The sequence below is a fragment of the Shinella sp. 838 genome, from assembly GCF_029623935.1.
Classification (GTDB): domain Bacteria; phylum Pseudomonadota; class Alphaproteobacteria; order Rhizobiales; family Rhizobiaceae; genus Shinella.
This window is the reverse complement of sequence record NZ_JARSBQ010000018.1, coordinates 16,275-31,052: the sequence shown is the minus strand read 5'-3', so window position 1 is coordinate 31,052 and position 14,778 is coordinate 16,275. Positions and strand designations below refer to the sequence as shown.

Annotated in this window: 14 protein-coding genes; 11 read left to right on the top strand and 3 right to left on the bottom strand. The window is 63.2% G+C overall.

Translation table 11 applies throughout. The features are described from left to right. The first annotated feature begins 37 nt into the window (after window positions 1-37). The gene (locus tag P9A16_RS31805) at window positions 38-1,000 is read left to right on the top strand and encodes a dihydrodipicolinate synthase family protein (protein ID WP_023514928.1); all 963 of its coding nucleotides are present in this window, start codon (window positions 38-40) and stop codon (window positions 998-1,000) included. A 129-nt stretch (window positions 1,001-1,129) separates the two neighbouring features. After that, window positions 1,130-1,762 (top strand): LysE family translocator, encoded by a 633-nt coding sequence (locus tag P9A16_RS31800; RefSeq protein WP_023514927.1) that lies wholly within the window; start codon window positions 1,130-1,132, stop codon window positions 1,760-1,762. Between the two features lie 41 nt (window positions 1,763-1,803). Here the strand turns inward: P9A16_RS31800 and P9A16_RS31795 are convergent, their stop codons facing one another. Beyond that, window positions 1,804-2,841 carry an Ldh family oxidoreductase gene (locus tag P9A16_RS31795; RefSeq protein WP_023514926.1) on the bottom strand — a complete coding sequence of 346 codons (1,038 nt, stop codon included), beginning with the start codon at window positions 2,839-2,841 and terminating at the stop codon, window positions 1,804-1,806. 149 nt (window positions 2,842-2,990) lie between these two features. Here P9A16_RS31795 and P9A16_RS31790 point away from each other — a divergent pair, with 149 nt between their 5' ends. From P9A16_RS31790 to lhpI, 7 genes are all read left to right on the top strand, one after another. After that, complete coding sequence (locus P9A16_RS31790) at window positions 2,991-4,508, top strand: aldehyde dehydrogenase (NADP(+)) (RefSeq protein WP_278026349.1); 1,518 nt, start codon at window positions 2,991-2,993, stop codon at window positions 4,506-4,508. 178 nt (window positions 4,509-4,686) lie between these two features. After that, window positions 4,687-5,496 (top strand): ABC transporter substrate-binding protein, encoded by an 810-nt coding sequence (locus tag P9A16_RS31785; RefSeq protein WP_023514924.1) that lies wholly within the window; start codon window positions 4,687-4,689, stop codon window positions 5,494-5,496. A 70-nt stretch (window positions 5,497-5,566) separates the two neighbouring features. Beyond that, on the top strand, window positions 5,567-6,232 hold the full coding sequence (locus P9A16_RS31780) for an amino acid ABC transporter permease (RefSeq protein ID WP_023514923.1): 666 nt from the start codon (window positions 5,567-5,569) through the stop codon (window positions 6,230-6,232). A 14-nt stretch (window positions 6,233-6,246) separates the two neighbouring features. After that, window positions 6,247-6,897 carry an amino acid ABC transporter permease gene (locus P9A16_RS31775; RefSeq protein WP_023514922.1) on the top strand — a complete coding sequence of 217 codons (651 nt, stop codon included), beginning with the start codon at window positions 6,247-6,249 and terminating at the stop codon, window positions 6,895-6,897. Next, complete coding sequence (locus P9A16_RS31770) at window positions 6,890-7,612, top strand: amino acid ABC transporter ATP-binding protein (protein WP_023514921.1); 723 nt, start codon at window positions 6,890-6,892, stop codon at window positions 7,610-7,612. The genes P9A16_RS31775 and P9A16_RS31770 overlap by 8 nt, the downstream gene beginning before the upstream one ends. 7 nt (window positions 7,613-7,619) lie before the next feature. Next, window positions 7,620-8,870, top strand: coding sequence for an NAD(P)/FAD-dependent oxidoreductase (locus tag P9A16_RS31765; protein WP_023514920.1), 1,251 nt, complete (start codon window positions 7,620-7,622; stop codon window positions 8,868-8,870). 107 nt (window positions 8,871-8,977) lie between these two features. Next, window positions 8,978-10,660: a cis-3-hydroxy-L-proline dehydratase gene (gene lhpI, locus P9A16_RS31760; protein WP_023514919.1), complete on the top strand. Its 1,683-nt coding sequence runs from the start codon at window positions 8,978-8,980 to the stop codon at window positions 10,658-10,660. A 101-nt stretch (window positions 10,661-10,761) separates the two neighbouring features. On the opposite strand, the gene P9A16_RS31755 is transcribed toward lhpI, so the two are convergent. Together P9A16_RS31755 and P9A16_RS31750 are read right to left on the bottom strand one after the other, a co-directional pair. Next, window positions 10,762-11,511, bottom strand: a complete 750-nt coding sequence (locus P9A16_RS31755; RefSeq protein ID WP_024270974.1) for a sulfotransferase family 2 domain-containing protein — start codon at window positions 11,509-11,511, stop codon at window positions 10,762-10,764. A gap of 459 nt (window positions 11,512-11,970) precedes the next feature. After that, complete coding sequence (locus tag P9A16_RS31750; RefSeq protein WP_037408201.1) at window positions 11,971-12,330, bottom strand: hypothetical protein; 360 nt, start codon at window positions 12,328-12,330, stop codon at window positions 11,971-11,973. Window positions 12,331-12,815: 485 nt separating this feature from the next. Between P9A16_RS31750 and P9A16_RS35845 the strand changes: the two genes are divergently transcribed. Then, complete coding sequence (locus P9A16_RS35845) at window positions 12,816-14,084, top strand: tyrosine-type recombinase/integrase (RefSeq protein ID WP_443021728.1); 1,269 nt, start codon at window positions 12,816-12,818, stop codon at window positions 14,082-14,084. 2 nt (window positions 14,085-14,086) lie between these two features. Further along, a complete protein-coding gene (locus P9A16_RS31740) occupies window positions 14,087-14,719 on the top strand; it encodes a hypothetical protein (protein WP_278026347.1) in 633 nt (210 codons plus the stop codon). Window positions 14,720-14,778 lie beyond the last annotated feature (59 nt).

The window sequence follows — 14,778 nt, the reverse complement described above, 5'->3', positions numbered from 1 at the left end:
CGGCCGACCATCCGATGAACCGCCAAAGGAGACCGACATGAAGGCCAAGATTTTTTCCGGTGTCATTCCCGCCCTGATGACCCCCTGCAAGGACGACCGCACGCCGGATTTCGACCAGCTGGTGCGCAAGGGCAAGGAACTCATCGAAAAGGGCATGTCGGCTGTCGTCTATTGCGGCTCGATGGGTGACTGGCCGCTGCTGACCGACGCGCAGCGCATGGAGGGCGTCGAGCGCCTCGTCAAGGCGGGCATCCCGGTCATCGTCGGCACCGGCGCCGTCAACACCGCCTCGGCCGTTGCCCATGCCGCCCATGCCCAGAAGGTCGGTGCACAGGGTCTTATGGTCATCCCGCGCGTCCTCTCCCGCGGCTCCGTCGTCGCTGCCCAGAAGAACCACTTCAAGGCGATCCTCTCCGCTGCGCCGGATCTGCCGGCCGTCATCTACAACAGCCCCTACTACGGCTTCGCCACCCGCGCCGACCTGTTCTTCGCGCTGCGCGAAGACCACAAGAACCTCGTCGGCTTCAAGGAATTCGGCGGTGCGGCCGACATGCGCTATGCGGCCGAGAACATCACCAGCCGCGACGATGACGTCTCGCTGATGATCGGCGTCGATACCTGCGTCTTCACCGGCTTCGTCGATTGCGGCGCCGTCGGCGCGATCACCGGCATCGGCTGCGTGCTGCCGAAGGAAGTCATCCACATGTGCAACCTCGCCCAGGCTGCCGCCAAGGGCGACCCGGATGCCCGCGCCCGTGCGCTGGAGCTGGAATCGGCGCTTGCCGTGCTCTCCTCCTTCGACGAAGGCCCGGACCTCGTTCTCTACTTCAAGCACATGATGGTGCTGAAGGGCGACAAGGAATACACGCTGCACTTCTACGAGACCGACGCGCTTTCCGACAGCCAGCGCGGCTATGTCGAAAGCCAGCTGAAGCTGTTCGATACCTGGTATGCCGAATGGAGCAAGCTGCCGGGCGCCGTGCAGACCTACAAGGCGTAAGCCTCCGATCACCCCTCTACGGGCATTTCACGCCGCCTGCAGCCCACGCTGCGGGCGGCGTTTCGTTTTGCATTGCCGTCGTGGTCCGCTTTTGCGACAGTCGCGAAAATCGATCGCGAGGAACCGGAAATGCCTTCCCTGGACGTGCTGCTTGCCTTTGCCGTGACCACGGCGATCTTCGCCTTCATTCCCGGCCCCGCCATGCTCTATGCCGCCGCCCGGACCATGGCGGGCGGTCGCGCGGCGGGCCTGATGGCGGTGCTCGGCATCCATCTGGGATCCTATGCCCATATCATCGCCGCCGCGGCCGGGCTTTCCGCCCTGTTCCATGCGGTGCCGGTCGCCTATACCGTCGTCAAACTGCTGGGAGCCGCCTATCTCGTCTGGCTCGGCATTTCGCTTTTCCGATCGACGGATATGCGGGAAGAGGGTGATGTCACCGTGGTGCCGAAGGGTGGGCGGCGGGCGTTTATCCAGAGCATCACCGTCGAGGTGCTCAACCCCAAGACGGCGATCTTCTTCCTCGCCTTCCTGCCGCAGTTCGTCGACAGCGGCGCCAGCCTGCCGGTCTGGGTACAGCTTGCCATTCTCGGAACGATGGTGAACCTCATCTTCACCTTCGCCGATATCGTCACCGTGCTCCTGGCTGATGTCATCCTGGCGCGGCTGAAGCGGTCGAGCGGGGTGCAGGCGCTGGTGCGCCGGGCAGGCGGGACGATCCTCGTCGGCCTCGGTGCCCATCTCGCCCTGCAGAAGGGCTGAAGCCGCGGCAATGTCTTGCCGCGGCGGCGGGGCTGAACCCCTTATGCGATGGCGTCGAGGCCCTTTTCCAGCAGGCGGTCGAGCTGTTCCAGTTCGGCAGCCGTGAGCGTGACGCCGTCCGTTTCGGACGTCCTGCGCGCCACGAAGCGGCGCTGCGAGGGCAGGCGGGCACCCTGGCCGACGATGGCCTCGAACAGCACTTCGGCGCGGGCGAAGGGATCGCCAGGGCGACCGGCGGAGAAGGCTTCCGGCGACATGGCGATGATCAGCTCGCCGTGGAAGGGAGCAAGCGTCGTGGTACCGAGATAGTCGAGAACCTCAGGGCTCGTGAGGTCGCCAATCATGATGCCGGCGAGCAGTTCGATCATCGTGCCGATGGCCGAACCCTTGTGGCCGCCGAAGGGCAGCATGGCGCCGGCGAGCGCGGCTTCCGGATCGGTGGTCGGGTTGCCGTCTGCGTCGATCGCCCAGCCTTCGGGCAGCTGTTTGCCGGCGCGGCGGTGCAGCTCGATCTCGCCGCGGGCGGCGACCGAGGTGGCGAAGTCGAAGACATAGGGCGCATCGCCCTTGCGCGGCCAGCCGAAGGCGAAGGGATTGGTGCCGAGCAGCGGCTTGTTGCCGCCGGTGGGCGCGACGGTGGCATAGCTCGGGCACATGACGAGGCCGGCAAGCCCTTCATTGGTGACAGCCTCGACCTCCGGCCAGAGGGCGGAGAAATGTGTGCAGTCGTTGATGACGAGCGCGGCAATCCCGAGCTTGCGGGCGCGCTCGGCAAGTACCGGCACGCCGAGTTCGAAGGCCGGGTTGGCGAAGCCGCCGCTGGCATTGACCTTGACGATCGCCGAGCCCTCGTTGGCGTCCAGCACCGGCACGGCGTCCGGCTTCACCTTGCCGGCCTTGACGGTGCGCAGTGCACCCTCGATCCGGTAGATGCCGTGCGACTTGCAGGCATCCCGCTCCCCGGCGACGATGACGCGGGCAAGCGCGCCGGCCTGCACGGCGTTGAGGCCGGCCTTGCGGAAGATCGCTTCTACCCGTTCGTGAAGGGCGGCAATCGTCAGGGTGGAGGTCTGCGTCATCTCTGGTCTCTTCCACTTTTGCCGACCGGGTCAGGTTGGCGATTGATCATTTGCATACATAGAGTATACAAGATTTCGACAAGTGCAATTCACCCCGCAAGAGTCTATGTCGGGGGCGAATCCCTCTTCCCGTGAGAAAGGTACGTCTAATGGCTTTCACCCCCAACGGTAAACATCTCGTCGCCGGGCAATGGCTTGACGGAAACGGCACGTTCACCTCCTCGCCCGCCCATGGCCCGGCGCATGATTTCGCCGTCGGCACGGTGGAGCTGGTGAACAAGGCCGCGGAAGCCGCGGAAGAGGCCTTCCTCAGCTACGGCTATTCCTCCCGCGGCGAGCGGGCCACGTTCCTGCGCGCCATCGCCGACGAGATCGAGGCGCGTGCAGAGGCCATCACCGAGATCGGCACGCAGGAAACCGGCCTGCCGGTCGCCCGCCTTCAGGGCGAGCGCGGCCGCACCACCGGCCAGCTCCGCCTCTTCGCCGACCATATCGAGAAGGGCGACTATCTCGACCGCCGCTTCGATGCGGCTCTTCCCGATCGCCAGCCGGCGCCGCGCCCGGAGATCCGCCTGATCCAGCGGCCGATCGGCCCGGTTGCCGTCTTCGGTGCCTCCAACTTCCCGCTCGCCTTCTCCACAGCCGGCGGCGACACGGCGGCCGCGCTGGCCGCCGGTTGCCCCGTCGTCGTCAAGGGGCATTCCGCCCATCCGGGTACGGGCGAGATCATCGCCGAGGCGATCGAGGCCGCCATCCGCAAGACCGGTGTGCATCCGGGCGTCTTCTCGCTCATCCAGGGCGGCAACCGCCAGGTCGGCGAGGCTCTGGTACAGCATCCGCTGATCAAGGCTGTCGGCTTCACCGGCTCGCTCGCCGGCGGCCGCGCCCTCTTTAACCTGTGCGCCGCGCGCCCGGAGCCGATCCCGTTCTTCGGTGAACTCGGCTCGGTCAACCCGATGTTCCTGCTCCCGGAGGCCATGAAGGCCCGGGCGGAAGGCCTCGGCCAGGGCTGGGCGGGTTCGCTCACCATGGGCGCCGGCCAGTTTTGCACCAATCCGGGCATTGCCATCGTCCAGGACGGCGCAGATGCCGATCGCTTCACGGCAGCCGCCGTGGAGGCCCTCGGCAAGGTCGCTCCGCAGACCATGCTGACCGACGGCATCGCCAAGGCCTATCAGGACGGTCAGGCGCGCTTTGAAAGCCGCAACACCGTCAAGCCGCTGTTGACGACCGCATCCACCGGCCGCACGGTGCTGCCGAACCTCTTCGAAATCTCGGGCGAACAGTTCCTCGCCGACCATGCTCTGTCGGAAGAAGTCTTCGGTCCGCTCGGCCTCGTCGTGCGCGTCTCTTCGGTCGACGAGATGGAAAAGCTCGCCCGCAATTTCGAAGGCCAGCTGACGGCGACCATCCACATGGATGACGGCGATCTTGCAGACGCAAAGCGCCTGCGCCCGGCGCTCGAGCGCAAGGCTGGTCGCGTGCTCGTCAACGGCTTCCCGACGGGCGTCGAGGTGGTGGATTCCATGGTGCATGGCGGCCCGTATCCGGCCTCCACGAATTTCGGTGCCACCAGCGTCGGCACGATGGCAATCCGCCGATTCCTGCGCCCGGTCTCCTACCAGAACATGCCGGAAGGTCTTCTGCCGGAAGATTTTATCAACTGATTCAATAGCGTATGCGTCCTGTGGGCCGGGTTTTCCGTGAGGGAAGCCCGGCCCGCATATTTTCTCCTTCCGGGTATATACTTTTTGTATATTAGTTGTATTTTAGTGGCGGTTTACAGTTCTGGCGCAGGACGGACCTCCGCCGCGTGAATCGACAGACCAACCCAGGGAGAGAGTTATGAAGAAGACCTCGGTCCTCGCCTTCGGCCTCGTGGCCGCCACCGCTCTGACCAGCCCGGCCAAGGCCGACAAGCTGGACGACATCATCTCGTCCGGCACGCTGCGCTGCGCCGTCGTTCTCGACTTCCCGCCGATGGGCGCGCGCGACGAGAGCAACAACCCGATCGGTTTCGACGTCGACTATTGCAACGATCTGGCCAAGGCCCTCGGTGTCACCGCCGAGATCGTTGAAACGCCCTTCCCGGAGCGCATCCCGGCCCTGATGTCCGGCCGCGTCGACGTCGGCGTCGCCTCGACCTCCGACACGCTGGAGCGCGCCAAGACTGTCGGCATGTCGATCCCCTACTTCGCCTTCGAAATGGCCGTCACGGCCAATGACAAGTCGGGCGTCAAGTCCTTCGAGGACATGAAGGGTAAAACGGTCGGCGCTACCGCCGGCACGTTCGAGGCCATCGCGCTCGAAAAGTCGGTCAAGGAATGGGGCGCCGGTGAATTCCGCCCGTACCAGACCCAGGCCGACGTCTTCCTGGCACTGAGCCAGGGCCAGATCGACGCCACGGTCTCCACCTCGACGGTCGCCCAGTCCAACGTCAAGAGCGGCAAGTTCGCCGGCATCTCCGTCGTCGGCAAGGCGCCCTATGACATCGACTATGTCGCGCTCTTCACCAACCGCGAAGAATATGGCCTGATCAATTACCTGAACCTCTTCGTCAACCAGCAGGTTCGCACCGGCCGCTACAACGAACTCTACGAAAAGTGGGTCGGCGGCGACGTGCCGGACCTGTCCGTGAACGGCGTTTATCGCTAATCTGCCGCTTCCCTGGCGGCGCGGGACATGCGTCCCGCGCCGTTCATCGTTTCCGAAGGGTGAGACGGCAATGTTCAGTTACACTTTCCATTGGAACCAGGCGCTGAAGGCGTTGCCCCAGATGCTGGACGGCGCGCTGGTCACGCTTCAGATCGCGCTTCTCTCCATGGCCATCGGCCTCGTGGTCGCTTTGGCACTGACGCTCTTCCGGCTGTCCGGCAACCGCATTCTCAGCGGCTTCGCCACGGCCTGGGTCGAGATCGCGCGCAACACGCCGGCCCTCTTCCAGATCTACATGGCGCATTTCGGCCTCGGCAGCTTCGGCATCCACCTCAGCCCCTATACGGCGCTGCTCGTCGGTATCGCCTTCAACAATGCCGGTTATCTCGCGGAAAACTTCCGCGGCGCCCTGAAGGCGATCCCGGAGACGCAGACCCGCGCCGGCCGCTCGCTCGGCATGACGCCGCTGCAGGCCTTCCGCTATATCGTCATGCCGCAGATGCTGCGCATCGCTTTCCTGCCCGCCACAAACCAGATGGTCTGGGCGATCCTGATGACTTCGCTCGGCGTCACCGTCGGCATGAACACGGATCTGGCCGGCATCACCCAGGCGCTGAACGCGGTCTCCTTCCGCACATTCGAATTCTTCGCTCTTGCCGCGGTCATCTACTACCTGATCGCCAAGGCTGTGACGCTGGCAGCACGCCTCGCTGCCGCGCGCATGTTCCGCTACTGAGAGGGGGAAACACCATGTTCGACACCGCTCTCACCCTCGCCGATCTCGGCTTCCTCGCCAAGGGCGCGGCCATGACGCTTGCCGTCACCGCCGTCTCCGTCCTTGCCGGCACGGTTCTCGGCATCCTGTGCGGCGTCATCCGCAACCAGGCCGGCCCCTATTGGTCGATGCCGCTCACCTTCGTGCTCGATATCTTCCGTTCCGTTCCGCTGCTCATCCAGCTCGTGCTCGGCAATGCGCTGCAATCGATCATGAAGCTCGGCTGGGCGCCCTTCACCACCTCCTGCGTTGTGCTGTCGCTCTATACGGCGGCCTATTGCACCGAGATCGTGCGCGGCGGCATTTCCTCCGTACCGGCCACCACGCGCCGCGCGGCGCGGTCGCTCGGCATGACCTGGTGGCAGGACATGCGCTACATCGTCGCCCCGCTCGCCACCCGCGTCTCGCTGCCCGCCTGGATCGGCCTGACGCTCGGCGTCATGAAGGATTCGGCCCTCGTGCTCTGGCTCGGCCTCATCGAGCTTCTGCGCGCCTCGCAGATCCTCGTCACGCGCCTGCAGGAGCCGCTGTTCATCCTGCTCATCTGCGGCGCCATCTACTTCATCATCAGCTTCCCCATCGCCCGGCTCGGCGGTTATCTCGAAAGACGGTGGTCCAATGATTGAGATCGAAAACGTCCGCAAATCCTTCGGCTCGCTGGAAGTCCTGAAGGGGATCAACCTGACCGTCCAGAAGGGCGAGGTCCTGACCATCATCGGCGGCTCGGGCTCGGGAAAATCCACGCTGCTCACCTGCATCAACGGCCTTGAGACCATCGACGGCGGTCGCATCGTCGTCGACGGCACGGACGTGCATGCCAAGGGCACGGATCTCAACAAGCTGCGCCGCAAGCTGGGCATCGTCTTCCAGCAGTTCAACGCCTTCCCGCACCTCACCGTGCTCGAAAACGTCATGCTGGCGCCGGTCAAGGTGCTCGGCCAGTCCAAGGCCGAGGCCGAGGCCATGGCCGTCAAGCAGCTCACCCATGTCGGCCTCGGCGACAAGCTGAAGGTCTATCCGAGCCGCATGTCGGGCGGCCAGCAGCAGCGCATGGCGATCGCCCGCGCGCTTGCCATGTCGCCGGCCTACATGCTGTTCGACGAGGTGACCTCGGCACTCGACCCGCAGCTCGTCGGCGAAGTGCTCGACACGCTGCGCATGCTCGCCTCCGAGGGCATGACGATGATCTGCGTCACGCACGAAATGAAGTTCGCCCGCGAGGTCTCCGATCGCGTCGCCTTCTTCCACAAGGGTGTGATGGCCGAAATCGCGCCGCCGGAAGAGCTGTTCGGCGCCCCGAAGGATGCCGACCTCAAGACCTTCCTCGCCGCGACGCACTGAGGCCATGATGCAGATTGGAATCGAACCCGGCGTCGTCGTCATCGGCGCCGGCGTGGTCGGCCTTTCCGCGGCGATTGCCGCCCAGGCCCGTGGCCTTGCCGTTACCGTCATCGAGCGTGAAGCCCCCGCCGCCGGCGCCTCTGCGGGCAATGCCGGCGCCTTCGCCTTCACCGACATCCTGCCGCTGGCCTCGCCCGGCATCCTGAAGAAAGCGCCGAAATGGCTGCTCGACCCGCTCGGGCCGCTCAGCGTGCCGCCGTCCTACGCGCTGCAGATCGCACCCTGGATGTTCCGCTTCTGGCGCGCCTGCTCGGCAGGCCGCGTCGCCCATTCCACGACCGCGCAGACCGCGCTGATGGACCTTTCGAGGGCCGAGCTGGAACCCTTCCTCGCCGAGACCGGCACGCTTCCCATGCTGCGCAAGGAGGGCAACCTCCAAGTCTATGAAAGCCAGGCCGAACTCAATGCATCGCTGCCCGGCTGGAAGGCGCGCGAGGCGCACGGCATCGAGTTCCGCCACATGAACGCGGCCGAGATGGCCGCGATTCAGCCCGGCCTCGCACCGCGCTTCACGCACGGCACCTTCACGCCCGGCTGGTATTCCATCGCCGACCCGAAGCTCTACACGCTGGCGCTTGCCGATCATTTTTGTGCCAGGGGCGGCAGGATCGAGCGGGCCGAGGTGTCCGGCCTCAGGCCCGTCGAAGGCGGTGTCGAGATCACGACGACGGACGGCCGCACGCGCCGGGTGGAAAAGGTCGTGCTCGCGGCCGGCGCCTTCTCGCACCAGGTCGCCCGTACGCTTGGCGAATCCATCCCGCTCGAAACCGAACGCGGCTACAACACGACCCTGCCAGCCGACGCCTTCGACCTCAAGACACAGGTCACCTTCGGTGGCCATGGCTTTGTCGTTACCCGGCTATCGACCGGCATCCGCGTCGGGGGTGCGGTGGAGCTCGGCGGGCTGAAGTTGCCGCCGAATTTCCGCAGGTCCGAGGCGATGCTGGAGAAGGCGAAAGCCTTCCTGCCCGGCCTGAAGCCGGCGGGCGGCGTGCAGTGGATGGGTTTCCGCCCTTCGCTGCCCGACAGCCTGCCCGCCATTGGCCGCGCCCGCGCCACCCCCAATGTCGTCTATGCCTTCGGCCACGGCCATCTCGGTCTCACCCAGTCCGCCGGCACGGCGCGGCTCGTCGCCGATCTCGTGGCCGGCCATCCGCCGGCGATCGACATCGTGTCCTTTTCGCCGCAGCGCTTCTAGGCCACGCCCGCGCTCCTCGGGGTGCGGGCAGGCTGCATTCTCCGGTTTTCCGGTAGCGCTGCATCGTCGCTTTGATGGAATAGCCCCAGCAATAGAGGAACCGTCCCATGGCCGACCTTTCTGCCTACAGCATCCTTTCCGGCACCGCCTCCGGTCCGGTTATCGCAACCGGCGAGGCCTTGAGCTTCTGGGGCGGTGTCGATCCCGCCACCGGAAGCGTCATCGACGTGCACCACCCGCTGCATGGCGTGACGATCACCGGCGGCATCCTGATGATGCCGTCGAGCCGCGGCTCGTGCACCGGCTCCGGCGTGCTGCTCGATCTCGCCCTCACAGGCCGTGCCCCCGCAGCCCTCGTCTTCAGCGAGGCGGAGGACGTTCTGACCCTTGGCGCGCTGATCGCCGCGGAAATGTTCGGCAAATCCCTGCCGGTCCTGCGCCTCTCCCCAGCGGCCTTTGAGGCACTCTGTCGTGCCAAGAGCGCCCGGATCGGTGAAACCATGATCGAGGCCGACGGTCTCACCATCCCCGTCGCTCCGCCCGCCACCGCCGCGCTCGACCTGACGGAAGACGATCGCGCCATGCTTGAGGGTCGCGACGGCATCGCCGTGGCGCTCGCCATGCGCATCACCACCGCCATGGCGGCCCAGCAGGGTGCCCTGAAACTCGTCGATGTCGTGCAGGGCCATATCGACGGCTGCATCTACGCCAGCCCCGCCAATCTTACCTTTGCGGAAAAGATGGCCGAGATGGGTGCGACGGTCCGCGTGCCGACCACGATGAACGCCATCTCGGTCGACCGTGCCAACTGGCAGGCCCAGGGCGTGCCGCCGTCCTTCGGCGACCCTGCCGCTCGCCTCGCCGATGCCTATGTCCGCATGGGCTGCCGCCCAACTTTCACCTGTTCGCCCTACCTGCTCGACAGTGCGCCGAAGGCTGGCGAAGCCATCGCCTGGGCCGAATCCAATGCGGTGATCTTCGCCAACACCGTGCTCGGCGCCCGCACGGCAAAGCACCCCGATTTCCTCGACCTCTGCATCGCGCTTACCGGCCGCGCGCCACTGTCCGGCGTCTATCTCGACGAACACCGCAAACCCAGGCGGATTGTCGATGTCGATCTGCCCGATGGGATCGACGATGCCTTCTGGCCGCTCATCGGCTATCTCGCCGGCCGCGCCGCGCCCGACCGCATCCCGCTCCTGCGCGGCCTTGCCGCCGCAAAGCCGACGCGGGACGATCTCAAGGCCCTCTGCGCCGCCTTCGGCACCACCTCCGCCGCCCCCATGTTGCATATCGAGGGTGTCACGCCCGAAGCGCGCGGTGCGGCATCGCTTGCCGCCGACTTCGTGACGATCACCCGCGCCGACATGGCCGAGGTCTGGACGATGTTCAATGAGGGGCCGGCCGAGGTCGAGCTCGTTGCCATCGGCAGCCCGCATGCCTCGCTCTCGGAATGCCAGGCCCTTGCCGATGCCCTTGCCGGCCGCAGCTGCCACGCGGACGTCGCCGTGATCGTCACCGCCGGCCGTGATGTCATGGCGGAAGCCGGCCCGATTGTTGCCCGGCTAAGGGAAAGCGGCGTCCAGGTCCTGCCCGACCTTTGCTGGTGCTCAATCTCCGAGCCGGTCTTCCCGCCGAGGACCCGCACACTCCTCACCAATTCCGGCAAATACGCCCATTACGGCCCGGGCCTTTCCGGCCGCACCGTTCGCTTCGGCAATCTTTCCGACTGTATCGAGGCGGCTCTGACCGCCCGCGTGCCGCCTCGCCTGCCATCCTGGCTCTCCTGACCGGAAAACAATGCCCCGGCGGGCGTCAGCAAGGCGAGTATGTGTGGACTCGCATCTCGGGTGTTCTCGCATGAAGCAAGCGGCCCACCCGGTGTGTGTTTCTATTTCAGCAGCCTTGATTTCAGGCGGGCAAGAAAACCATTCAGGGAAGCCTTGTGCCTTTTGGCACGCTTGGCGATCAGCTGCAGATCGGTCTGCCTGCCGAAAACATCTCCAAAAAGCCGGTAGTCGTCCTTGTAGGTGCCTTCCAGTTTTTGAACGAGTTCGTCAGACAGTTGATCCCGGTTCGCCGGTGGCCCGCCAATCTGCTTGACCGGCAGCTTTCTGTCTTCACCGGTGAGGGTCGAGAAGAAAACTTCGATCTGGCGGGATTCGGAAATGTCGAAGATCAAGTCGTAGTAATTTCGGGATGGGCCAAGAAAATCAACAAGCGGCGCCGTATGAACGGCAATGGACTTGTTCACCGCCCGGTATTCTTCCAGGTACTCGACAAACTGCGGCAGTGTCGGCTTTTGGGGGAGGCCGACATGATGGATTTTTTCCGCTGTACTTCCGTCTTCCAGCTCCTTGTGATGCATGACCCTGTTCCGCCAGGCAGAGACCACTCTTTCGACCGGGTCCCGGACGATCGCGATTTTGAAGAACCCACGATAATCCTCGGATTTGATGGACGAAAATTTCGGCGTTCTGTACTCCCTGTGGATGTGGCGGACAGCGCCGGTTGCCTGATCCGTAGTCGTTGTAAATCTCTTCCCAGTCTTGATGCCGTGAAGCAGATGCTTCATCGAGGTATTCGCAGCCTTCGGCACCGGAAAATATGCAACCTTTAGTTTTTCTATGGTAACGACCAACGAGCTTTTCCCGGTTTGTGGTATATCTGACCGCTCATTTTTGAAGATTGTGCGGAGCGATCTATGCAACCTTTCTATTGATTCAAAGGATTGTAGGGCGGCTCTTTCGATATATCCAGAAATCCCATGAAAACTTTTCGTGATGGATGGGGTGCGTGGAAAATTCGATCTAAAATCTTGGCGGCGCTTGCAAAGGCCGCGCCGGGGACGTGCAGGAGAGCGAATGGGAAACGGCGCGTTTCATGCGATGCCGATCGCACTGGCAAGGATCGGCTCCTGAAGCGGGGCGCCTGCCAAGGAGCGGCCGGCAGATGGAGCATGCCGAAATCCACCCAGAACGCCTGCGTGCAGCACCGTGTGGCGCGGGTCGAGGTCGGCAGGTTCAAAACGCGTCGCGTGACGTCTTGCGCCCCGCCATCAATGGTCCTGGATGTCCGGAAATTCAGATGTCAAACGAAGCTAGGCGCCGTCAGCGTTGAAGGCCGAGACGTCAGGGCGTCGCGGGTGCTCCACCCGGTAGCGAAAGGACTCGATCTCCGCATCTGAAAACCGCCTCTGGTCGCGAAGCAACAGCATGGCGCCCGCTATGATTTCACTGTCCGAGCCGGGAATGCCGTCCTGACGAACGAAGGCCATGCTGTTTAGAGGAATCATGGCGAGAAGCTCATGGCCATTCCTGCTGAAGACCCGAACAACAATATCGTGCATGCCGGACCCCACCACCACCGGTTGTTCTTCAGTAAACTGTTGTAGGCAGACAATGGTTCCACTCAGGATGGAAATTTTGAAATCAATACGCTCGACAAATGCGCCGGCCAATCAAACCCTTGCTCGGTCGGGTGAAATGGCTGGTTTCTTGTCGAAGAACAGATGTTGACTTGTGGGATAAATTTTCTGAGGCAGCGAAAAGTTGAAGTTTTCCGGCTATCTCAGAGCCAGTACAGCGAAACAGGATCGAGCGGATACTCAGCATTTTGCCCGCAGGTGGAAGCCATTAAACCATTTCTGCCAAGGCTGGCCAGTTCGAAAACTGCAGCGTTGCTGTGGCGCCTCTTCGTGAGGGGGGGTTGTCGAACCCCGGGTTCGGCAAAAGTCTTCAAGGGCGTGCCAGGCATTGCGCCCGAATACGCAGGCAGCGTTTGCAATGATCCGACGACGAAAGGCGCCGGGCACCAGATGAACGGAAATCTAGCATGAGGAGGCGATTTGAGAAAATGGCGGACAGAGAGTCCGCCTAACCACGGTTCGCCAATATTCGAGACCGTCCGCGCAGCCGGCTCTTCCCCTTACCTTCCACTCATGGCATGTTCTTGGGCGTTCACATCTGTTCACGGGCAACCGCGATTAGAAGTGGGGAAGGAAATGGGGAAGGCATGGCTCGGGCGATAAACATCCTGAATGAGGTGAAGATTAAGAACGCGAAGAAGGTCGGCCGCACGAGCGACGGCGGCGGCCTTTACCTCAACGTTTCGAAAACGGGGACGAAAAGCTGGCTCTTCATGTGGGCCAGGGACGGCAAGCGCCGAGAGATGGGTTTAGGGCCATACCCGGCAATCGGACTGGCGTCGGCCCGAGAGGCTGCGACGAGGTGCAGAACGATAGTCGCACAAGGGGGCGACCCCCTCGCCGATCGATCCAAAGACGAAGAGCCAACGTTTGAGCGGTGCGTAACTTTATTCTTAGAGTCCATGGGCGCAGCGTGGCGAAACGCTAAGCATCGCGCCCAGTGGGAAATGACCCTAGGCCCTGCGTACTGTAAAGACCTCCAGGCAATGAAGGTTTCGCATATTGGGGGGGACCACATCCTCAAGGTTCTATCCCCTATATGGACGACGAAGGCGGAGACCGCATCACGGCTGCGCGGACGGATAGAGCGCGTGCTCGACTTTGCCAAAGTCAGAGGCTGGCGCACGGGCGAAAATCCAGCGGCATGGCGAGGAAACCTGAAATCGCTGCTCCCGTCCCCAAAGAAACTGAGTCGTGGGCACCATGCAGCCATGCCCTACGCAGATCTTCCCGATTTCCTCGTCAAGGTGCGGAAGGCCAAGGCACTGGCAGCAAGGGCGCTTGAGCTGCTTATCCTCTGCGCGTCTCGCTCGGGCGAGGTACTGTTTGCCGAGTGGGATGAATTCGATCTGGAGGCAAAGCTATGGATTGTCCCGGCCGTTCGGATGAAAATGGGCAAAGAGCATCGCGTCCCATTGTCGGCCCGCGCCGTGACGATCCTCAAGGAGCTACATCAGGAGAGACGGGGCAACTATGTGTTCCCCGGTCAAAAGGCGGAAAAGCCGCTATCCAATATGTCTATGGCCATGTTCATGCGCCGGGTCGGCATGGAAGAGTTCACCATTCATGGTTTCCGTAGCTCTTTCCGCGATTGGTGCGGGGATGAGACCAGCTTCCCCCGCGAGATAGCCGAAATGGCGCTGGCCCACACCGTCGGAGACGCAACCGAAAGAGCCTACCGCCGCGCCGACGCGATTGAAAAGCGCAGAAAGCTACTGGAGGCGTGGGCCAAATATCTCGGAAGCGCAAAAGGCGAAAACGTCGTCGCATTTCCAGCAGCGAGTTAGCGATGCTCGACGACAACCAGCTTCAGCGCATTCTTTCGGCTGTTGAAAAGGCCGGGGGTACTATTCCCCCATCGCTCCAGGTCCGGGCGCACCTCGGCAGTCTTGCAGAAGACATCGAGCACGCCTTCAATGTGTACGAAATGCATAGCGCATTCTTTAGCGATGCATCCGCCCGTATCCGGCGGGCTGAGCTTACCGCGATGCGCAAGAACGCCGTAGAGCTGGCCGAACGACTAGACGTGGCAAAACTCGGAGCACTTGCGGCCGCGGTGAAGTCGCATCTCCACTCCCATGGCATCGAGGTGATCGCGGCTGCCGAAAATATGAGGCAGTTTGCAAAAAGCATCGAGTCCGCGATTTCGGATCTCGATCGCATGTCTTTGGGCGAGAAAGCCCCGCTGGAGAAGGGTGCTACTGCACAAGCCGCCCTGCTCACACGACTTGCCGGAATTTATGAGAGACACTTCAAGGCGGCTGCGCGAGCGGTTTATTTAGACCGGATAATCGATGGGCCGTTTGTCGCCTTCATTGAGCAAGCGTACACGGAAGCATCGACAGAAAAGCCGCCGAAACGAGGCGCCATTCAGCAGGCCTTGGTACGCGCGGGGCTGGGCAACAAGACCAAGACGCCCTGACGGCTCTAACCAGCAGACATTTTCCAAAAACATTCATCCTGTTTGTCTGGAGGCTTATT